Origin of the sequence: Ruminococcus sp. HUN007, assembly GCF_000712055.1 — a bacterium.
Classification (GTDB): domain Bacteria; phylum Bacillota; class Clostridia; order Oscillospirales; family Ruminococcaceae; genus HUN007.
Genome location: NZ_JOOA01000002.1, coordinates 2,966,568 through 2,989,109 on the forward strand (window position 1 = coordinate 2,966,568; position 22,542 = coordinate 2,989,109).

The 22,542-nt window shown below is 44.6% G+C and carries 18 protein-coding genes; all 18 read left to right on the forward strand.

Annotated features, from left to right (window positions below; all coding sequences use genetic code 11):
* The first annotated feature begins 59 nt into the window (after positions 1-59).
* The 18 genes from CC97_RS16960 to CC97_RS17040 all read left to right on the forward strand — a co-directional run bounded on the left by CC97_RS16960 (position 60) and on the right by CC97_RS17040 (position 22,523).
* The gene (locus CC97_RS16960; protein ID WP_044976485.1) at positions 60-299 is read left to right on the forward strand and encodes a TM2 domain-containing protein; all 240 of its coding nucleotides are present in this window, start codon (positions 60-62) and stop codon (positions 297-299) included.
* A 352-nt stretch (positions 300-651) separates the two neighbouring features.
* Positions 652-3,645 (forward strand): family 43 glycosylhydrolase, encoded by a 2,994-nt coding sequence (locus CC97_RS16965; protein WP_049963000.1) that lies wholly within the window; start codon positions 652-654, stop codon positions 3,643-3,645.
* A gap of 176 nt (positions 3,646-3,821) precedes the next feature.
* Positions 3,822-5,189, forward strand: a complete 1,368-nt coding sequence (miaB, locus tag CC97_RS16970; protein WP_242848193.1) for a tRNA (N6-isopentenyl adenosine(37)-C2)-methylthiotransferase MiaB — start codon at positions 3,822-3,824, stop codon at positions 5,187-5,189.
* Between the two features lie 102 nt (positions 5,190-5,291).
* Positions 5,292-5,699, forward strand: coding sequence for a YlbF family regulator (locus CC97_RS16975; RefSeq protein WP_044976489.1), 408 nt, complete (start codon positions 5,292-5,294; stop codon positions 5,697-5,699).
* A 2-nt stretch (positions 5,700-5,701) separates the two neighbouring features.
* A complete protein-coding gene (locus tag CC97_RS21415; protein WP_044976491.1) occupies positions 5,702-7,225 on the forward strand; it encodes a M23 family metallopeptidase in 1,524 nt (507 codons plus the stop codon).
* 241 nt (positions 7,226-7,466) lie between these two features.
* Entirely contained in the window at positions 7,467-8,396 is a 930-nt protein-coding gene (locus CC97_RS16985) for a DUF2262 domain-containing protein (RefSeq protein ID WP_044976493.1), read from the forward strand.
* Positions 8,397-8,604: 208 nt separating this feature from the next.
* A complete protein-coding gene (gene mutS / locus CC97_RS16990; RefSeq protein ID WP_044976494.1) occupies positions 8,605-11,226 on the forward strand; it encodes a DNA mismatch repair protein MutS in 2,622 nt (873 codons plus the stop codon).
* A 13-nt stretch (positions 11,227-11,239) separates the two neighbouring features.
* Positions 11,240-13,471, forward strand: coding sequence for a DNA mismatch repair endonuclease MutL (gene mutL, locus CC97_RS20660; protein WP_044976497.1), 2,232 nt, complete (start codon positions 11,240-11,242; stop codon positions 13,469-13,471).
* Positions 13,472-13,504: 33 nt separating this feature from the next.
* Positions 13,505-14,446 (forward strand): tRNA (adenosine(37)-N6)-dimethylallyltransferase MiaA, encoded by a 942-nt coding sequence (gene miaA / locus CC97_RS17000; RefSeq protein ID WP_044976499.1) that lies wholly within the window; start codon positions 13,505-13,507, stop codon positions 14,444-14,446.
* Positions 14,447-14,582: 136 nt separating this feature from the next.
* Positions 14,583-14,828, forward strand: coding sequence for an RNA chaperone Hfq (gene hfq, locus CC97_RS17005; protein ID WP_044976501.1), 246 nt, complete (start codon positions 14,583-14,585; stop codon positions 14,826-14,828).
* Positions 14,828-16,093 (forward strand): HlyD family efflux transporter periplasmic adaptor subunit, encoded by a 1,266-nt coding sequence (locus CC97_RS17010; RefSeq protein WP_044976503.1) that lies wholly within the window; start codon positions 14,828-14,830, stop codon positions 16,091-16,093. Before hfq ends, CC97_RS17010 begins: the two co-directional genes overlap by 1 nt.
* Positions 16,090-16,644 (forward strand): YggS family pyridoxal phosphate enzyme, encoded by a 555-nt coding sequence (locus tag CC97_RS17015; protein ID WP_347493810.1) that lies wholly within the window; start codon positions 16,090-16,092, stop codon positions 16,642-16,644. Before CC97_RS17010 ends, CC97_RS17015 begins: the two co-directional genes overlap by 4 nt.
* Positions 16,625-16,786, forward strand: coding sequence for a hypothetical protein (locus CC97_RS21615; protein WP_347493812.1), 162 nt, complete (start codon positions 16,625-16,627; stop codon positions 16,784-16,786). The genes CC97_RS17015 and CC97_RS21615 overlap by 20 nt, the downstream gene beginning before the upstream one ends.
* Before the next feature lie 100 nt (positions 16,787-16,886).
* The gene (sepF, locus tag CC97_RS17020; protein ID WP_044976506.1) at positions 16,887-17,333 is read left to right on the forward strand and encodes a cell division protein SepF; all 447 of its coding nucleotides are present in this window, start codon (positions 16,887-16,889) and stop codon (positions 17,331-17,333) included.
* A gap of 40 nt (positions 17,334-17,373) precedes the next feature.
* Positions 17,374-18,189, forward strand: coding sequence for a DivIVA domain-containing protein (locus tag CC97_RS19205; protein ID WP_049963001.1), 816 nt, complete (start codon positions 17,374-17,376; stop codon positions 18,187-18,189).
* A 25-nt stretch (positions 18,190-18,214) separates the two neighbouring features.
* Positions 18,215-21,031 (forward strand): isoleucine--tRNA ligase, encoded by a 2,817-nt coding sequence (gene ileS / locus CC97_RS17030; RefSeq protein WP_044976508.1) that lies wholly within the window; start codon positions 18,215-18,217, stop codon positions 21,029-21,031.
* Between the two features lie 71 nt (positions 21,032-21,102).
* The gene (lspA, locus tag CC97_RS17035) at positions 21,103-21,609 is read left to right on the forward strand and encodes a signal peptidase II (RefSeq protein WP_081850178.1); all 507 of its coding nucleotides are present in this window, start codon (positions 21,103-21,105) and stop codon (positions 21,607-21,609) included.
* The gene (locus CC97_RS17040; RefSeq protein ID WP_044976512.1) at positions 21,606-22,523 is read left to right on the forward strand and encodes an RluA family pseudouridine synthase; all 918 of its coding nucleotides are present in this window, start codon (positions 21,606-21,608) and stop codon (positions 22,521-22,523) included. Before lspA ends, CC97_RS17040 begins: the two co-directional genes overlap by 4 nt.
* Positions 22,524-22,542: the final 19 nt, after the last annotated feature.

Consider the following 22,542-nt stretch of genomic DNA (forward strand, 5'->3'; position numbering starts at 1 on the left):
ATAATAAACGACTTATATCATGCCGTTTATTATATTCAGATTATTAGGAGGACAATAAAATGAAAGAGAAATTACCTGCTGGTCTTCTCGGAATTTTTCTGGGGGCATTCGGGGCACACAAGTTTTATCTCGGGTATACTAAAGAGGCACTTATTATGCTTCTCGTTTCAGTACTTACCTGTGGTATTGGCGGAACAGTAATGGAAGTTATAGGCATCGTTGAAGGGATCACTTATCTGACTAAGACAGATGAAGAGTTCCAGGAGATTTATGTGAACAACCATAAAGGCTGGTTCTGATCATCAGTTTACCGGTCATCGTGTCTCATATGGCTCGCAAAGTCATATGAGACTTTTTTTGTGTGAAATAAATGCGTACAAATCACGAAAATACGTGATTTGTACGCATTTTTCTATTCCTTTTTTATTAGATTTTTGCTGTTTCCTATGAAAGATAGGAATGAAAACGTTTTTTATACTGCCAATCGTCACAAAAAAAACAAAAGCTGTTGCAAAGATTCGTGTATTGTGTTATAATTTAACTTAGATAGGTTTATAAGTTTTGTGTAATTAGTATGGTATTGTGTAAAATACATGCTTTAAAAATTCGTAAGAATGCGTAAAGTTAATTGTTTTGTGAGGAGTTGTTTAAATGAAAATGAAAAAGTTAGTATTGTATGCGTCCTCAGTTCTTATGGCAGCAGGCGTGATGGCCGGCTCATCAGCTCTGAACGTCAGCGCTGATAACCCTATCTGCCAGACTGCGTTTACACCTGACCCGGCACCGGTAGTTTTCGGTGACAGACTGTATGTATATACAGGACGCGACAGAGACGGAAACAATGATTTCTACTACATGAACGGATACCAGGTAATGTCCACTACCGATATGCAGAACTGGACAAACCACGGTGCGTTTATTCAGGACGGCGACATCAAATGGGGCAAGAAGGATTCCTACTGGGCTTCACAGTGTATTGAGCGAAACGGAAAGTACTACTTCTATGTGACAGTGGAAAATGCCTCAGGCGGCGGCCGTGCCATCGGTGTTCTTGTAGGCGATTCACCGACAGGTCCTTTCAAGGATGTAGTCGGAAAACCTATCGTAGGTCCTAACTGGGACTACATCGACCCGACTGTTATGATCGACGATGACGGTCAGGCTTACCTCATGTTCGGTAACCCTACATGTTACTGGGTAAAACTCAAGGAAGACATGATCACACTTGACGGACCGATCAACAAGTTTGATATGAATTCGAATTCTTTCGGTCCCGGCAAAAAGGGATGCTCATACGGTGAAGGTCCGTGGATCACAAAGCATAATGATCTTTACTACCTTGTATATGCTGCATTCTACGGCAATGACGGCGGCGAGAGTATGGGATACTCAACATCCAAGTCTATCACAGGTCCGTGGACATACGGCGGCCAGATCATGAAGCCGCATAACTGCTTCACAACACACGGCGGTATCATCGATTACAAGGATCACTCATATTTCTTCTATCACAAGAATGGTCTCAAGGGCGGCGGCACATTCAACAGAAGTGCGTGCGTTGAAGAATTCACATTCAAATCCGACGGATCTATCCCGCTTCTTACAATGAGCAATGAAGGTCCGAAACAGCTTGAATACCTTAACCCTTATAAAAAGACTGAAGCTGAGACCATCTGCTGGAGCGAAGGCATTAAGATCGAAAAGAACAAGTCTGATGACGGAGCAAACGTTTCAAATATTCAGGACGGTTCATACATCAAGGTAAAGGGCGTTGACTTTAAGGAAGGCGCTGAAAAGTTCACAGTAAGTGCCGGATCAGAAAGCGACGGCGGAGCTATCGAGCTTCACCTTGACAAGAAGGACGGCCCGGTTATCGGTAAGTGCGATATTTCAGGCACATCCGGCTGGCAGAATTTCAAGGAATTCAGCACAAAGGTAAGCGGTGCAACTGATGTTCATGACCTTTACCTTGTATTCCGCGGAAGCAGCAGCTACCTGTTCAACCTTGACTGGTGGCAGTTCAGTTCTGATAAAGTAACAGTAACAGAGCCGACAGCTTCTCCGACAACAGCTCCGACAGTTTCTCCTTCACCGTCAGTATCACCGGACGGATACATCTTCCACGATACATTTGAAAGCAGTGCAGACAGCTGGACAGCACGCGGAAGCGCTTCAGTTTCCAAGAGCACATCATCACACTATGCAGGCAGCGCCGCACTCAGTATAACAGGTCGTGAAAGCACATGGAACGGTGCGACAAAGTCATTAAGCAGTTCACAGTTTAAGGCAGGAAGCGAATATGCATTCAGTGCATGCTTCAATGCACCAAAGGCTGATGAGGCAGTTGAATACAAGCTTACACTCCAGTATGACGATGCTAACGGTGACACACAGTACGACAAGATAGCCCAGACCTACGGCAATCCGGGCGAATACGTGCAACTTTACAATGCAAACTACAAGATCCCTTCAGGCGCCTCAAACATGCAGATAATCGCCGAGACTACAGAGGGTACAATGGATTTCTTCATTGACGAAGTAATTGCGGCAGCTGCAGGCACAAAGATAGACGGACCTAAGTCAATTGTCAGAACTCCTACAGACATCAAGGGTGACGTTGACTTCGACAAGAGGATCACGGTTGCTGACCTTGTTGCTCTCAAGAACGGTATCCTCAACGGATTCCCGACAAAGGCTGCAAAGTCAAATGCAGACGTTGACAAGAGCACTGAGGTAAATGCAGAAGACGCTGTGAACCTTCAGAAATATCTTCTCGGTACTCTGACACAGTTCCCGGACAACACTCCTCCGGAACCGCCGAAGAAGGAATATGCATACAACGCAAACCTTCAGTACAAAGCTGCACCGGACAGCTACTTTAAGCAGCCTGCAAACCACGGTACAGTAGTCAAGGAAAACTATACAGGTATCAACGGCAACAAGAACATGTACGTTTATCTCCCTTACGGCTATGACAAGTCAAAGAAGTACAATGTCTTCTATCTGATGCACGGCGGCGGGGAAAGCGAAGAAACATGTTTCAATGACAACAACATCAACATTGACATTATGCTTGACAACATGATCGCAAACGGCGATATCGAACCGATGATCGTTGTAACTCCTACATTCAACAAAGCTCCGAGCGCTGACGGCGTATGGGAGGAAATGCGCAAGTCCATTATCCCTTACGTTGAAGGCAAGTATTCAACATATGCTGAGAATACAAACATTGACGGTCTCAAGGCTTCAAGATATCACCGTGCATACGGCGGATTCTCAATGGGCGGCGGTTCAACATGGGCTAACTTCAACAACAACCTCGACATCATCGCATACTTCATGCCTCTGTCAGGTCACTGCTGGGACGGTGCCGGCAAGGTAATAAATGCAGCAAAGAACTCAGGATTCAAGAAGAACGAATACTTTGTACTCGCCGCAACAGGTACTGAGGATATCGCATACGGCAACATGGTTCCGATGATCAACGAGCTCAAGAAGAATACAGACGTATTCACATACACAGCCGACTTCTCAAAGGGCAATCTCTTCTTCCTCGAAGCAAAGGGCAATGTACACTGGTGGCCACAGGTTCGTCACTACATCTATGACGCACTTCCATACTTCTTCCACGAAGGCCAGTGATTATCTGAGATCAGCAAAAACTGATACGTTTAACCTGGTAAAAAACTTTTAAACAGCATCCGAAGAGTGACTTTACTTCATTCTTCGGATGTTTTTTGCTGTTTGGATTCTTGTCAAGCGGGCGGAATCGTGTTATAATAGAAGCTGTGTATACGTAAATGAACGGAGGAATGTTTTTGGATCCTTACATAGAAAAGGTCAGAACGATAAATGAAAAGCTGGATGCTTCGCCGCTTGCGCACGTTCACAGCTACGGATGCCAGCTCAATGTTACCGACGGGGAAAAACTCAAGGGGCTTCTGTCTAAAATGGGTTACGGGTTCACTGATGTTCCGGAGGAAGCAGATCTTGTCGTACTTAACACCTGTGCTGTCCGTGAAAATGCTGAGGACCGCGTGTTCGGAAATCTCGGATTCCTGAAGCACTACAAGGAAATGAAAAAGGACATGATCATATGCATTTCCGGATGTATGACAGAGCAGAAGAATGTTGTTGAAAAAATACGTTCATCATATAAATATGTCGATATCGTTATCGGAACAAATGCGTTTGACCGTTTTCCGGGATATGTTCACGAGGTGCTTTCCGGCAGGAAGCATGTTTATGATGAGTCAGGTCCGGGAACCGGTGTTTCCGAGGGGAACGAGCAGATACGAAGCAGTTCGTTCAAGGCTTCTGTTCCGATAATGTACGGATGTAATAATTTCTGCACCTACTGTATAGTGCCTTATGTAAGAGGACGTGAACGCAGCAGAAAGGCGGAAGACATACTTGACGAGGTGCGCGGCCTTGTGGCGGACGGCTACAGGGAGATTATGCTCCTTGGCCAGAACGTAAACTCGTACGGAAATGACCTTGAAGACGGAATAAAGTTTCCGGAGCTTTTAAGAAGGATAAACGCCATAGAAGGCGATTTTATAATAAGATTTATGTCGTCGCATCCGAAAGATGCGGGAAAGGATCTTATCGATGCATTGGCTGACTGTGAAAAGGCGGGACATTTTCTGCATCTTCCGGTACAGTCGGGAAGCAACTCAGTGCTTGAGCGAATGAACAGACGCTACACTGCGGAAAAATATCTTGAGATAATCGACTACGCAAAAAGCCGGTGTCCGGACTTTACTTTTTCGACTGATATCCTCATCGGATTCCCGGATGAAACTGACGAGGAGTTTGAAGATACGCTGAAGCTTATTGAAAAGGTGCGCTACAGTAACATCTACAGTTTCATCTATTCAAAGAGGACCGGAACGAAGGCAGCTCTTCTCGAAGACAGGACACCTTATTCCGCAAAGCAGGAAAGAATGCAGAAGCTTCTTGAACTTCAGAGAAGAATAACTACTGAAGACTACAGAAAATACATCGGAAAAACTCTGAAGGTACTTGTGGACGGTCCCGGAAAAGGCGGGGAAGGAACACTTACCGGAAAGAGCAGTGAATTTATAATAGTAAACTTTAAAGGCGACAGTTCACTTACCGGACAGTTTGTGAATGTAAAGATCACCGCAGCACGTAACTGGGCTGTTGAGGGCGAACAGGTCTGACTTTAAAGCTCTCACGGTGACGCGCCGGAGCCTGCAGATACGGAAAAAATCCGGTTTACAGACCTGCAAGAAAACAGAAATTTTTATTCGGAGGAATTAACAATGGACAATATTATCGAAAAGACAAGAGAACTCGGAAAGCTCATCCAGCAGGATGCAAGATACAAGGCGTATGTTGCAGCAAGAGAAAAGAACGACAACGATCCTGCTCTTCAGAAGATGATCGGTGAGTTCGAGGAAATGCGTACAGAACTTGCAGCCGAAATGACAAAGGATGACAAGGACACTGAAAAGTTAAAGCAGCTTGATGAAGACATCAAGACTCTTTACGGCAATATCATGGGTTCAGAGCTTATGATGGAATTTGAAACAGCCAAGGCAGCGATGGATACTATGCTTTCACAGATAAACACTGTCATCACACAGTGCGCAAACGGTGAAGATCCGGATACATGCCCTGTGACAACAGGATGTACAGGAAGCTGCGAGTCATGTGCAGGGTGCCACTGATCATGAAAAATATGAAAAAACGAATTCTTGCGGGACTGATCGCATGTATGACTGCATACAGTGCTTCGGGTACTTCGACAGCTTTTCTTTCTTCAGCCACAGAAGACAAGCCGACTGTGCAGGATCTTGAAAATCAGAAAGCTGAAAACGACAGAAAGATAGCTGAACTGAAGAAAGAGATCGAGGAAGCGAAGAAGGATTACGATTCTGTTGTATCAGATGAGAGCGCCAAACTCGATTATCAGAATGCACTTAATGAAAAGATAATACTTCAGAACCAGAACATCGGCGTGGTAGTTGAAGAGATGAACCGGATCGATGAGGATATAAAGGAAAACGTAGCCGGTATTTCCGATGTCGAAGAACAGATCGGTACCCAGAACGTTCTTATAGATGAAAACATGGAACTCTACAAGAAACGTCTGCGCGCATCTTATATGTCAGGCGGAGACAATCTGGCGGCAGTGCTTTCCGGCTCGAGTAATTTTGAAGATATTCTGATGAAGTTCGAGATCATTTCAAGGGTTGCAGATCACGATAAAAAGCTGGTCACAAAGCTTAACGAGCAGCTTGTAAAGCTGAAGGAACTCGAGGAAAATCTTCAGAACAGACAGGAGAAGCTTTCAGGAGATCTTGAAGATGCGGCTGCGAAAAAGGAAGAACTGAACGAAAAACTGGAGATCCTTAACGCAGATTATGATGCAACAAGTGAGGAACTTTCAAAACTTGACGGCGAGAAGACTGCACTTTCAAGTCATATTACCGAAAGTGAAGAGCTTATAGCCCTCAAGGAAGAAGAGCAGAAAAAGATGGATGCTGCCATTGAAGAAGCCCTGGAACGAATAAAGCAGGAATCCATAGCTGAATCAAAGAGAGTGTCTGAATCTCTTGCCATAGCAGCAGAAGAATCAAGGAAAGCAGAAGAATCGAAAAAGGCTGAAGAGTCCAGAAGAGCTGCGGCAGAAGCGAACCGTGAAAAACCGGTAACAGAGGTTCCTGTGCAGCAGCAGGAACCAGTTACGCAGACACCGGACGAACCTGAAGATGAACCGGTGGTTCCGGATACGACCGAAGCACCGGCAGCAGACAATTCATCTCTTATGTTCTGGCCGGTTCCGGGATTTACTAATCGTTCCAGCGATTTCTGGGACGGAAGAAATCACGGTGCTATCGACGTGGATGGATTAGGCCATGAGGGCGGTATCAGAGGCGCAAAGGTATATGCCGCCGACAATGCGACAGTTACCGTAAGTATGGATACCGGATGTACCCATGAATATTCCTGCAGATGCGGAGGTGGTTACGGAAACTATATCATACTGACTCACGACGATGCTGTTCACTCAACTGTATACGCACATCTTCAGGCAGTGTTTGTAAGTGCTGGACAGCGTGTATCAAAGGGGCAGCTCATCGGTCTTGTAGGAACGACGGGTTCTTCGAGCGGTCCTCATCTTCACTTTGAAGTAAGAACAAACGGTGTCAAGGTCGATCCTGACAGTTTTGAGTATCAGAACGAATATTAATAATTCATATTTTCGCAAGCTCTCTGAAAAGCTCAGAGGGCTTGTTTTTGTTGATCCGTATGTGGTATAATTCATGTATTACTAACGAACGGAATGGTGTAGTTTCCTTCGAAAACTAAATTGAAATTTTCCAGTCACAGACTGGAAAATCACCGAAAAGGCAATGGTGGTGCCTTCGGCACAATTATAAAAAGTCTGCTGCGCACAGATTGACGTTGATTTGAGTAAAGGAGTTATTATAATGATTTTTCCACGTAAAATCGGAATTTCTATGCCGGATGTGATTAAAGATACTTTTGAAACAACAGAACATGAATATCTTGTGGGTTGTCGTTGTGATGATGCAGGAGGACCAATTTATAACCGTGAAGTAGATCAGAATGGAAATAAGCTGCCTCCGGTTGTTGTCAATCATTTTGATATTGTGGGATATATTGACCTTACAACCGGTACACAAGCCCGAAGCAATGGCTGGATGTCATTCACAACGGATTTTCCGGATTATAATAATAAAACGCAGGAAGAACAGAGGATTCTTTATGAAAACTCAAAGAAGGATAGATGTCTTTTTCAGAAAAACAAAATCTATCGAATCAAAGCCTATCCGCCTGTTTCTTGTCCGGATCGTCCTTTTTTCAACAATGAAGCACATATGCAGGGAATGTATGTCACAGAAATTCTTTCAGATGATGAGCAGAATGAATATCTCCAGAATCTGCTCGATATCTGGTACAATCCAGTAACTATACATTCTGAAGAATTAGGAGATATGGTTCTGGATAAAGAATTGATGTGGTACTGCACAAAAAAAGACTGGCGCAGAAAACCGATTGATATCAGTTTGAAAATTCATGACGAAAATGAAGATGTGTCCGCAGGCCTTGCGATTCTTGAACAGTTCTGGAAAAAGAAATCTGCCTGGGATAAAAAGCTACGCTCTTTTGCTGCGAATCAGCTTCTTGAACTCGCAAATGATTGGCTAGATGACGATGATGCCGAGGAATGGACGGAGGAATCATTCGCCAAAGCACTTGAAAATTCAGCACTTACAATGAATACAGATGGCAGGTTTGAAATGTGGTATAATGATGGAGACATTTTTCTCGGCCATTCAATTGTTGTATCCGGGAATGTTAAAGACGGCGCTAAGGGAGCTAAAATGGTAGGATAAAAATGAAAGAAATCGAAAAAAACGCAAAACAGAATATAAAAAAGCATTTTTTATGTTCTGTTTTTTCAATAGCACGCCGAAGGCGTTCCATAGCTGTGAAGCAATCCGCTTCGCAGCTTTTTTACAACCTTGACATTATCAAAACCATGATGTTATAATTATAATGTTGTGCGGCTGAAGATAATGTACAGCAAGAAGGAGAACCCATATGCTTTATAAGGACATTGACAGAGAAAAAATATCTCCGATGATGAAACAGTACTGTGACATCAAGGACAAATACATGGAATACATACTGTTTTTCCGTCTCGGCGATTTTTATGAAATGTTTTTTGACGATGCGATAACTGTTTCACGCGCGCTTGAACTTACACTTACAGGCCGTGACTGCGGACTTGATGAAAGAGCACCTATGTGCGGTGTTCCTTTTCACAGTTCAGACGTGTATACCAAAAAGCTTATAGAGCTCGGCTACAAGGTCGCAGTCTGCGAACAGATGGAAGACCCGAACGAGGCGAAGGGTATAGTTATCCGTGATGTTGTCAAGATAATCACACCGGGTACCCTTATTGAAGGCAGTATGCTCGATGACTCCACGAACAATTACATCTGCTGTGCTTATTACAAAGACGGTGAATGTGCAGTGTGCAGCGCCGATATATCGACCGGTGACGCATCCGTTTCTGCAGTTCTTTCCGGAAAGGAACTCGAAAACGACATTATAAACGATCTGTCAAGATACCGTCCTTCTGAAGTTATTTTCAACAGTGAATTTCTTAAACTCGAAACAGTCTGCGATTTTATAAAGTCAAGACTTGAATGCTCATATACTGTACGTGAGGACATCTGCTTTGATACAAGGGAAAAGCAGGAGATAGTATCAAAGCAGTTTTCAGTTTCATCCTACGCTGATCTTTTCCTTCCGGAAGATGACATCCGTACATGTGCAGTCTGCGGACTTTTCGATTATTTCTACGAAACACAGCGTTCGCTTACCGGACGCTTTACCGAAATAAAACTTGCAGATGACAATGCTTTCATGAGCCTTGATCTTTCCGCAAGACGAAACCTCGAACTCTGTGAGACCTTAAGAAACAAGGAAAAGAAGGGTTCGCTCCTCTGGGTAATGGATGATACCAAAACTTCGATGGGTAAAAGACTTCTCCGTTCATACATCGAACAGCCGCTTTTAAGTCCTGCACGTATAATTGACAGGCTCAATGCGGTCGATGCACTGGTAAATGACTCGGTGGCACTTCTTGAACTTCGTGACAGACTTGACCGTGTTTACGATATTGAACGTCTTATGACCCGCGTTATGTACAAGACTGCAACACCGCGAGATCTTAAGGCTCTTTCCATGACATCACTTGAACTTCCGGGTATCAAGGAACAGCTCAGGGGACTTGCATCCTCAAAACTCCTTTCCGCACTTGAAAAGGATATTTTCACCCTCGACGAAATTGCAAATCTCATTGAAAATGCCATTGTTGACGAACCGCCTGTTACAGTCAAGGACGGCGGAGTTATCCGTGACGGATTCAACGAAAAACTCGATGAGCTCCGCAATATAATCTCAGGCGGAACTGACATGATCGACAAGATCGTGGAACGCGAAAGGGAGAGAACGGGCATTAAGGGCCTCAAGACCGGATACAACAGAGTTTTCGGTTATTTCCTTGAAGTTACCCGTTCCTACTACGACCTTGTTCCGGCCGATTACATAAGAAAGCAGACACTTACAAACTGCGAGCGTTTCATCACCGAGGAACTCAAACAGGCCGAGAACACCATTATCGGAGCCAAGGACAAGGTGCTCGCGCTTGAAAATGACATATTCAATGAAGTAAGGGATTACGTTGCTTCGAAGCTTGAAGAGGTGCAGAAGACTGCATCAGCTCTTGCCGTGGTGGACGTAATGTGTTCATTTGCCTCGGTTGCAATAGCAAACCGTTACACCAAGCCGGACATTGCAGCGGACGGTGTTATCGAAATAACCGACGGCCGCCATCCTGTAGTTGAACTCATGCTCGGCGATGAAGTCTTCGTTCCTAATGATACCTTCATCGATACGAAGGCAAACAGGATGTCCGTTATTACCGGGCCTAACATGTCAGGTAAATCCACATACATGCGTCAGGTGGCACTCATCACTCTTATGGCTCAGATGGGTTCCTTTGTTCCGGCTAAGTCGGCCCGCATTTCAGTAGTTGACAAGATATTCACGCGAATAGGCGCTTCCGATGATCTTACTGCCGGTCAGAGTACCTTCATGGTCGAGATGAGCGAAGTTGCCGACATACTTAAACATGCCACGAAGCAGAGTCTCGTTATACTCGATGAAGTCGGACGCGGAACTTCGACTTTCGACGGCATCAGTATTGCCAGAGCGGTCGCTGAAAATATCTGTAACAGCAGAAGTCTCGGATGCAAGACGCTGTTTGCGACACACTATCATGAACTTATCTGCCTTGAGAATGAACTCGAGGGTGTTAAGAACTACAGCATTGCTGTAAAGAAGCACGGCGAGAACATACGCTTCTTACGTAAAATAGTTCCGGGCGGCGTTGACGACAGCTACGGTATTGAAGTAGCACGTCTTGCCGGTGTTCCGCAGAAGGTCATCACCCGTGCAAGAGAACTTCTTAAAGTCCTTGAACAGAATTCAGACAAGGTAAGACCGGATTTCGAAGCAAATAATGAGCAGATGAGTTTTGCCGCAATGACAAACGAAAGCGCTCTGGACAAATTAAGAAAAACCAACATTTCCGAGCTTTCGGACGCTGAGTGCCGTGAGCTTCTGGAAGATATGTACGCAATGATAAAGTAACAGGAGGGAAGCCATGCCGTCAATAAATGTACTTAGCCGTGAGATATCAGAGCTCATAGCAGCAGGTGAGGTCATCGAAAGACCGTCATCAGTTATCAAGGAACTTATCGAAAACTCGATAGATGCCGGCTCGAAGCATATTACCGTCGAGATAAAGCACGGAGGGACCACATTTATCCGTATAGCCGATGACGGATGCGGCATAGCTTACGAGGATGTTCCGAAAGCATTTTTAAGACACGCTACCAGCAAGATAAAAGATGCAGACGATCTTAACAAAATCCTCACTCTCGGATTCCGCGGTGAGGCACTTGCTTCCGTGTGTGCCGTTTCAAGGACGGATATCATGACAAAACAGGCAGCCGACGAGCTCGGTACCCACTACACCATTGAGGGTTCTGAGGAAAAACTTTACGAACAGACCGGCTGCCCGGACGGAACTACAATTATAATCCGCGACCTTTTCTACAACGTTCCTGCCAGACAGAAGTTTATGAAAAAGGATGCTGTCGAAGGCAATATGGTAGCCGGAATAGTGAACAAGATAGCAATGTCACATCCGGAGATCGCCTTCAAGTTCATCCGTGACAACAAGCTTGAATTCAGCACTGCCGGTGACGGAAAAATGTATTCGGCTATGTTTGCGGTTTACGGCAGGACTTTTGCCGGAGACATGATACCTGTTGACTACGAACAGGACGGTATTCACGTAACCGGATTTACAGTAAAGCCGCTTTATTCAAAGGCAAACAGAAGCTTTCAGAATTTCTTTGTTAATGACCGTTACGTTAAATCATCTGTTTGTGCCTCGGCGGTGGAGGAGGCGTACAAGGGAACTATAATGACAGGAAAATTTCCTGCCTGCGTTCTTAAAATGGAAATCGCTCCGGATACTATCGACGTAAACGTTCATCCGGCAAAACTTGAAATACGTTTTTCCGATGAGCGGCCGGTATACGACTGTCTCTTCTTCGCGATAAAATCAGCCCTTATGAAAGCCGGCCTTGTCTATGACTTCCAGCTTAAAGCTCCGTCAAAGCCATCCGGCAGTTCCGAAGAATATGTACAGCAGAAACTTCCTGAAATTCCGGCACCTGAAAAGCCGGCACCGGAATTACCTTCTGCAGAAGGAATTTCCGCTTCAGCTGTAAAATCAGTTTCTGCAGTCAGACCGGTATCTTTAAATGATCCGTTCCCTGCTTCGGAGAACGCAGAAGCTTCCGGAATGGCAGCTGCACAGAATGGCGGTACTGCAGGTCCCGGAAATCATACCGGCAGAAGTGTTGCACTTAATTCTTCTTCTGCGGCTCCGTCATTTACCTATGTTGAACCTTCTCCGTCGGAAGTTTATGAGAATGTGAATTCAGATCAGTCTGAAGAAAGGCCGGACGATACGGAAAACGGACAGCATTCACAGAGTTCCGGCTGTGAAGCAAATGCTGCAGAGCCGGAATTTACCGGAGCAGAGAACGTACCGGCACCGGAAGATGCTGCCCCGGATGCAGGATCATACACAGATCCTGTGCAGGAACCGGCTGCAGAAACATGCAAATCTGCTGTGCCGGAACCGGATACATCTGAGGATGATGCTCTTTCTGATAAATATCAGTTTATTACAGGTAACGCCCTTAAAAAGAAAGAAAATACCGAACCGGAAATTAAAGAACCTGAAAGGCCGGCGGTACGTCTTGTAGGTGAAGTTTTCGGCGGATTTGTTATCTCGGAAATAGAAGACAAAATGGTAGTCATCGACAAGCATGCGGCCCACGAACGTATACTCTATGAAAAGCTGAAAGCTGAAAACAAGGTGAATCCAAGCCAGCTTGTACTCTGCCCGACCGGACTTCTTCTTTCTCTTGATGAAGTTGAAGCCCTTAAGGAAAACAACGGGATCATAGAAAACATGGGATTCAGCCTCGATTATTCAAACAGCCCGTATGTTTCAGTAAAGGCGATGCCGGTGATCCTTGCTGAGCTGAACATGGATGAAGTCATACCGGAACTTGCTGAAAACTTCAGAAACAACAGACGCGATCCGCGCCCTGAAGCTATAGATGACATCTACCATACAATGGCATGCAAGGCTGCTATAAAGATGAACGACAAAAACAGCGATATGGAACTTAAGAAACTGGTGGAGGACGTTTATTTTGATGAAAGAATACGTCACTGCCCTCACGGAAGACCTGTAATGTTCATAATTTCAAAATATGATTTTGAAAAGCAGTTCCGCAGAATAGTATGAAACCCGTGAAATCACGATAACGGAGGAAGATAATTGAAACCACGAATACTTGTTATCGCCGGTCCTACCGCATCCGGAAAGACGGCACTCGGTGTGGAAATGGCACTGAGACTGAACGGTGAGGTCATCTCGGCGGATTCCATGCAGATCTACAGGGGCATGGATGTTGCTACTGCCAAGCCGACCGCGGAGGAAATGAAGGGAGTGCCTCATCATCTTATCGGATTTCTCGACAGGACTGAAAATTTTTCTGTTGCAGACTATGTTCTTCTTGCCACGGAAAAAGCGGAGGATATTATTTCAAGAGGAAAGCTGCCGATAGTAGTCGGAGGGACGGGACTTTATATTTCTTCCTTTGTGAACAACATTCAGTTTCCTGAAATAAAGGGCGATGACGAAGTGAGAAAACGTCTTACGGAAGAAGCTGAGCAATACGGAAACGCTTATCTGCTTGAAAAACTCAGAGCATGTGATCCGGAGACTGCAGCCGAACTTCATGAAAATGATCTTGGCAGAGTAAGAAGAGCTCTTGAAGTTTTCGAAGCCACAGGCCGGAAGATGAGCGATATAAAACGTGAGAGCACCCTTGTGGAATCACCGTTTGAATTTCTTGCCGCGGCGATCACATATGATGACAGACAGGTACTTTACGACCGCATCAACCGACGGGTCGATGTAATGAAGGAAAACGGCCTTGTGGATGAGGCTTACGAAATATTTAAGGAAGCCGGAACGGGACGCACTGCTCATCAGGCCATCGGATGCAAGGAACTTGCACCTTATTTTGAAAACAGAGCCACGCTTGAGGAATGTCTTGAAAAGGTGAAGCAGGAAACCAGAAGATACGCCAAAAAACAGCTTACCTGGTTTAAAAAAGAGCCGTATATAAACTGGATGGAAGGCGATAAAGACTCTGACATAAATTTTTTTATAAAAAAATGTGAGAATATTATAGCCAAGAAGTATTTTTTGTGATATAATAAGAACTATGTAGGCAAAAACAAAAAACAGAAAGAATACAAAAACCTATTTTTAAGCCGCATTTAGTGCAGAGTCTGCGGCGCATGTTTATTTGTTTTAATTTATTTGATCTGCAGAAAAGGAGTTTAATATGAACAAACAGTTGAATTTGCAGGATGTATTTCTTAATCAGGCAAGAAAAGAAAAAATCTCAATTACCATCTACCTTACAAACGGTTTCCAGTTCAAGGGTATGGTAAAGGGCTTTGACAGCTACATTGTTATTCTTGATCAGGAAGGAAAGCAGAGCATGGTTTACAAGCATGCAATTTCCACAATAATCCCTTCAAGACATATTTCAATTCTTGACAATTCATCTGCTGAAAAGGCTGAATAATGAATACACGTACAGCTAAGCTTCTGCTTGCTATCCTTATACTGTTCCTGATGCTTACTGTCATAAACGTTGTGGTTCATATTTTTAAAAATGATTATGTTACTGAAACGGCAGTAGCTGTATCGGCGTCGAACGCAGTTTCATTCAAGGGAGTCTACATCCGTGATGAACAGACGATACGGTACGACAGAAACGGTGTTATCAGCTATGCGGTAGATGACGGCGGACGCCTGAGTGCAGGTGAGATTGCTGCATATGTTTACAATGATGAAAAACAGATCCGCATAAATGAAAGAATAGCGGCGATCGACGCTGAGATAGCTGTTCTCAACAAGATACAGAACCCTGGTACACAGGAAGTTGACCAGCCGGCGTATCTTGCGGGTCTTATTGAAAATGCGTACAAGAACATAATCTCATACAAGGAAGCAGGAGATCTTGAAAAACTCAGGAGTGAGAAGGAAGAACTCGTTATATACCTCAGTACGATGCAGTACGTTACACAGGAGGTAATGAATTTTTCCGACAAGATCGCAAGTCTGAATACGGAAAGACATAATCTTGAAAGTCAGCAGGTAGATCCGATCGACACTATTCCTGTTCCGAATTCTTCGTATTTTGTCAGCTACACTGACGGATATGAAGAAATACTCAATTTTAACAAAGCAGATACACTTACTGCAGCTGAGATAAAAAGTGTCACAGACCTTAATACTGAAAAAATAAAACCTGACAGTATAGGAAAGATCATCAACGGCTATACATGGAAAATAGCCGGTATAATTGAAGATCCCCGCGACTATTTCAGGGAAGGGAAAAACATAAAGCTGTATTTTCCTTCAAGCGGAAATACCATTGATGCAGTTATCGAAAAGATCCGTCCGGCAGAAACTGACAATGCGAACGAAAAAATAGTGCTGATCGACTGTACAGACATGTCATATGATTTTGTTCAGCACCGCGTCGAGACCATTGAGATACAGGATGAGGAATATAAGGGAATACGTATCCCGCGTGAAGCTATCTTTGTAAAGGAAATGGAAATTGAAAAATTCAATTCGGAAACCCAGACAACGGAAACTGTCGAAACAGGTGTCCGCGGCGTTTACATAAAGCAGGGCGAAAATGTTATTTTCAAATGGGTGGACGAGATCTTCCAGGATGAAGACTATATCGTTTCAAGAATGAGACCGGAGAGCAATTACGTTCAGCTTTATGATGATACTATTGTTTCAGGCCTTTCAGTAGGAGGTATGGTTGAATGAAAACACAGTTTGACTATGTCGATGATAATTACAGACGTATAATCCACAATGTTAATGAGGCGAAGGAACGTTTCGGGCGTTCCGGAGATGATATTCAGATCATGGCAGTCACAAAGACTGTAGATGCCGGTATCGTAAATCATGCGGTGTCATCCTGCGGAATAAAGCTTTTGGGTGAAAACAGAGTGCAGGAATATCTTTCGAAAAAAGATGAATATCTTCCTGCTTCAGTGCATTTCATCGGCGGACTTCAGACCAACAAGGTCAAGTATATCATTGATTCCGTCGACATGATCCAGTCAGTGGACAGCCTTAAGCTGGCAGCCGAAATAGACAGGCACGCCGGAAGGGTAGGAAGAGTAATGGACGTTCTTGCCGAAGTAAATATCGGCGGTGAACTTTCAAAGGGCGGAGTAAGTCCTGAGGAACTTCCTGATCTTCTGAAAAGCATGGCAGAACTGCCGAATATAAAGGTAAAAGGTCTTATGACCATACCGCCTCCGCAGGATCCGGAAAAAATTTCTGGGAAGAATGCAGGAATTATATATTGACATTTCAGAGAAAAGAATAGATAATATTAATATGAGTTTTTTGTCGATGGGCATGTCCGGTGACTACGAACTGGCTGTAAAATACGGTTCAAATATCCTCAGGATAGGAACTGCTCTCTTCGGCGCAAGAATTTACAGATAGCATTATATTTATATAGACTGCTCTTTATCATTTTTCGCACGCGGTGATAGAGAAGGCACTTAATTCTTAACTATTGAGGTGCGAGGAAAGGATATAAAAAATGAACTTTATTGAGACTCTCAAAAATTATTTTTTACCGCCCGAAGGCGATGAAGAGGTTTATCAGCCGGAACAGGCAAAGCCTGAGGCACCGACATATCAGCCGCCGGTACCTGACAGCATCGAAACTCCGGACGAGAAGAGAAACAAGGTAGTAAACATCCAGGCAACAGCACAGCTTCAGGTAGTGCTCGTAAAGCCGGAAGTGTTTACAGATGCAAAGGCTATTGCTGACCATCTTATCGCCAAGAAGACAGTTGTTCTTAACCTTGAAACTGCTTCTGCTGAAAACAAGAGAAGAATCATAGATTTTCTTGTAGGTGTTGCTTATGCTAACGGCGGAAGCCTTAAACCTGTAGCAAATCTTACTTATATAATCACTCCTTACAATGTGGGATTCCAGGGCGAGGAACTCGTAGGCGAACTGGAAAATACAGGTATGATCTGATCGGTATATCCGTGATATTTTTATCAAGAGGTGAATTAACGTGATTAAAGCCAAAGACATTAACAGTCAGAGATTTGAAAAAGCAGCCTTCGGCTACAAGCAGGAGGACGTTGATACATTTCTCTCTGAAATAGCAGCTGACTATGCACAGCTCATGAGAGACAATGAAGATATAAATGCAAAGCTTCAGGTTCTTGCTGATAAGGTAAGGGAATACAGAAAGGACGAGGAAGCAGTAAAGGATGCACTTCTTATAGCTCAGAAGGAAGGCCACCGCGTTGTAAGTGAAGCTCAGGAAAGAGCTGATGAACTTCTCAGAAACGCCAAGCTTGAAAGCGACAGAATGGTAAACGAAGCTACATCCGATACAAAGAAAGCTATTGAAGAAGTAAAGGACGAACTCAAGAGAGAGCAGAAGAATCTTGCTTATCTTCAGAAGCAGGTATCTGCATTCAAGAAAAATCTTTTTGATGTATACAAGTCCCATCTTGAAATGATCTCATCACTTCCGCAGTCAGATGACGAGGATGAGGATGATGATGATTCATACACAGCAGATGAACCAAAGACAACTATCATGGAAACAGCCCGTGATATCCTTACTGAAACAGCTGCAGTTATGGAAGCAGCTGCAAAGGAACAGACAGGCCACATTCCGGCTCATACCGGTTCAGCTGTTTCTAACACAGGATCGATCCCTGTACATACCGGATCAATCCCTGTACAGACTTCAGCAAATGCTGAAAAGCATGAAGACGGCGAAAAGCCTGATCCGTTCAGGACACAGTCTATCCCGATAATCGGGGAAAGCAAGTACTCCGAGCTTCAGTTCGGTCAGCAGAACAACAATAAGTAAATAATGCAAAGGAAGATAGATAATAATGGCTCAGGATTATAACAATACTCTGAACTTACCAAAGACAGACTTCCCTATGAGAGGAAACCTGCCGACAAAGGAACCTGAAACACTGAAGAAGTGGGAATCAGAAAGACTTTACTACAAGATGATCGAAAAGAACAAGGGCAAGCCTTCCTTTATTCTTCACGATGGCCCTCCGTATGCAAACGGTGAGATCCATCTCGGTCATGCACTCAATAAGTCTCTCAAGGATTTCATTGTCAAGTACAAGAATATGAGCGGATTCTGTGCACCGTATGTACCTGGCTGGGATACTCACGGACTTCCTATTGAACTTAAGGCAATGAAGACTATCGGTGTAAAGGACGGCGCTGTTCCGCCGACAGAACTGAGAAAGCACTGCCGTGAATATGCTATGACACAGGTCGCTAACCAGATGAAGGGCTTCAAGAGACTCGGCTCACTCGGCGACTATGATTATCCGTATCTTACACTCCGTCCTGAGTATGAGGCAAAGCAGGTCGAAGTATTCGGCTCGATGGTAAAGAAGGGCTATATGTACAAGGGCCTGAAGCCGGTTTACTGGTGCCCTGACTGTAAAACAGCTCTTGCTGAAGCAGAGATCGAATATTCAAACGATCCGTGCCATTCTATCTACGTAAAATTCAATGTTACAGATGACAAGGGACTTTTCACTGCAATGGGTCTCGATCTTTCAAAGGTGTTTTTCGTTATCTGGACAACAACAACATGGACAATTCCGGGCAACCTCGCTGTCTGCCTCGGACCTGACTACAACTATACTCTCGTTCACGTTGGTGACGAATACTACGTAATGGCTGAAGAACTTGTTAATGTAACAATGGAAGCTGCAGGCATTACTGAATATGAGACCAAGGGTCTCTTCAGAGGTTCTGAACTTGAACACATCAAGACAAAGCACCCTCTCTATGACAGACTTTCACCTGTTATCGTAGGCGACCACGTAACTCTCGAAAGCGGTACAGGATGCGTTCATACAGCTCCTGGCTACGGCGTTGAGGACTTTGAAGTATGCAAGAAGTACGATGACATCGGCATACTCGTATGCGTTGACGCAAACGGTAAACAGACTGCTGAAGCCGGCGAATTTGAAGGCCTCGATACAGATGAAGCAAACAAGGCTATCGCAAAGAAACTTGAAGAAAACGGTGCTCTTCTTGCAATGCAGAAGATCGTCCACCAGTATCCTCACTGCTGGAGATGTAACAGCCCGATCATCTACCGTGCTACAGAACAGTGGTTCTGCTCAGTAAAAGGATTCAAGGATGAAGCTGTTAAGGCTATCGAAGGCGTAAAGTGGATCCCTGCATGGGGCGAAGACAGAATCAAGGGCATGGTACGCGACAGAAGCGACTGGTGTATCTCACGTCAGAGAACATGGGGCGTTCCGATACCTGTTGTTTACTGTAAAGACTGCGGCAAGCCGATTTGCAATGATGAAACTGTAAGTGCGATTGCTGATCTTTTCCGTAAGGAAGGCAGCGATTCATGGTGGACAAAGGATACATCAGAATTTATTCCTGCCAGTGTAAAGTGTGAATGCGGATGCAGCGAATTCACTAAGGAATATGACATCATGGACGTATGGTTCGACAGTGGTGTTTCACATACTTCTGTAATGGAAGGCAGCGATTTCCCAAGCCTTTCATGGCCGGCTGACCTCTATCTTGAAGGTGCTGACCAGTACAGAGGCTGGTTCCAGTCATCACTCCTTACATCTGTTGTATACAAGGGCGCTTCACCATACAAGGCTGTCTGCACACACGGCTGGGTAGTTGACGGCGAAGGCAAGGCAATGCACAAGTCTCTCGGCAACGGTATCGATCCAAGCGAGATCACAGACCAGTACGGTGCTGATATCCTCAGAATCTGGGCTGCTTCTTCAGACTACCACAGTGATATCAGAATTTCACAGAACATCATCAAGCAGCTTTCTGAAGCTTACAAGAAGATCAGAAACACTGCAAGATTTATACTCGGTAACCTTGGCAACGGCGCAGGCTTCGATCCTGAAAAGGACTGCGTATCTGACGATCAGCTCACAGAACTCGACAAGTGGGCACTCGTTCGTCTCGATGCACTCATCGACAAGGTAAACGAAGGATACAACGCATATGATTTCCACATTGCGTTCCACGCTATCCACAACTTCTGCGTAACAGACATGTCAAACTTCTACCTTGACATCATCAAGGACAGACTCTACTGTGAAAAGGAAGACTCTGTTAAGAGACGTGCTGCACAGACTGCAATGTACCGTATTCTCAGTGCAGTTGCAAGACTTGCAGCTCCTATCATCTCATTCACTGCTGAAGAGATCTGGACTTACATGCCGCACACTTCATCAGACGACAGGGAAAGCGTTTTCCTTAACCAGATGCCTGAAAAGAGCAGCATCTCCGTTGATGCAGCTTTCGAGGAAAAGTGGGCGCTCATCTATGATCTCCGCCAGTCAGTAAACAAGGCTCTTGAAATAAAGCGTAATGACAAGATCATCGGCAAGTCACTTGAAGCTGAAATAGATCTTTACTGCGGCAAGTCATATGACAAGGTAAGTCAGATTGCTGGTGAACTCGCTGAAATATTTATTGTTTCAGGCGTTAAGGCATTTGCAGAAGGTAAGGGCGAATTTGATGCCGAAGCTCTCGGGGCAGCAGGCAGCGCAGCTGAAATTACTGTAACAGTAAGCAAGGCATCGGGTGACAAGTGTGAACGATGCTGGACATACTCTGAAACAGTCGGAAAGGATTCAGCACATCCTACACTCTGTGCACGCTGTGCATCAGTTGTAAAATAAATAAATCAGACGAAGCTTGTCGTTTTAATGAACAATTGGAGCGGCAGGCTCGTTTTTGTAACGGGGAATAAATGATGATAATTATCATGATCGTTATTGCAGCCGTGCTTGTGGCATCAGATCAGCTGATTAAGGTGTGGGCTGTAAATGAACTTTCGGGAGGCATTTCGAAACAGTTCATAAAATTCGGCGACAGCGAGATAGTCAATCTCACTTATACGGAAAATACCGGAGCCGCTTTCAGCATTATGAGCGGCAAACAGTGGTTCACGATCGGATTCGCAGCACTTGCGCTTATACTGTTTGCGGTGTATGTGATAAAGAACTATAAGAATTCCCGTCCGGCTATGATACTGTCTGCAGTTGTCATTAGCGGAGGCATAGGAAATCTTATTGACAGAATACGTATCGGATATGTAGTCGACTACATCGAGGTAAGACTGTTCAGATTTGCTATTTTCAATTTCGCGGACATATGTGTAACAGTCGGCATATTTCTTCTTGCTCTGTATATTCTTTTCTTTTACAGGCCGGCAGGTAAAGAACCGTCTGTTCCGGCGGAGGTGCACATTAAATGAGTGCGGAAACACTGACCAGTGTTGTGCCGGATTCTGATGCTTCATCGAGGATAGACAAATACATTTCAGAAAATTTTCCGGATGTTACAAGAAGTGCGGCACAGAAGCTTATCGCTGACGGATGCGTCACCGTAAACGGCAGGACAGTATCAAAAAACTACAGGACAGCTGCGGGTGACGAGATCTCGGTCGATATGCCGGAACCGCAGGAGCTTTCTGTAGAACCGGAAAATATTCCTGTGGACATTGTCTACGAGGATGACGACCTTCTTGTTGTAAACAAACCGAAAGGAATGGTTGTCCATCCGGCGGCAGGGCACTGCAGCGGAACGCTTGTCAATGCTCTTATGTATCACTGCCGCGGCAGACTTTCTTCGATAAACGGAGTTGTCCGTCCTGGAATAGTTCATCGGATTGACAAGAATACCAGCGGCCTTCTGATAGTCGCCAAGACTGACAGGGCACATCAGGGTCTGGCCGAACAGATAAAGGAACACTCCTTTACAAGGGAGTATGAAGCTGTTGTCTGCGGCAGACTTAAGGAAACCGAAGGTACGATAAACGCACCTATAGGCAGACACAGCACTGACAGAAAGAAAATGTGCGTAACACAGACAGGATCAAAGCATGCAGTCACGCACTATACTGTTCTGGAACAGTATAACAGGTATGCTTATGTAAAGTTAAGACTTGAAACGGGCAGAACTCACCAGATACGAGTTCACATGAAATACATAGGTCATCCGGTATTCGGTGATGATGTATACGGAACACCACAGAAGGGAATCGAAGGCCAGTGTCTTCACGCCAGAAAGATCGGGTTTGTTCACCCGTGCACCGGCGAGTACATGGAATTTGAAAGCCCGCTTCCGGAATACTTTACCGAGGTACTTGACAAGATAAAAAATATTTAAATCTACGGAGGAGATACTT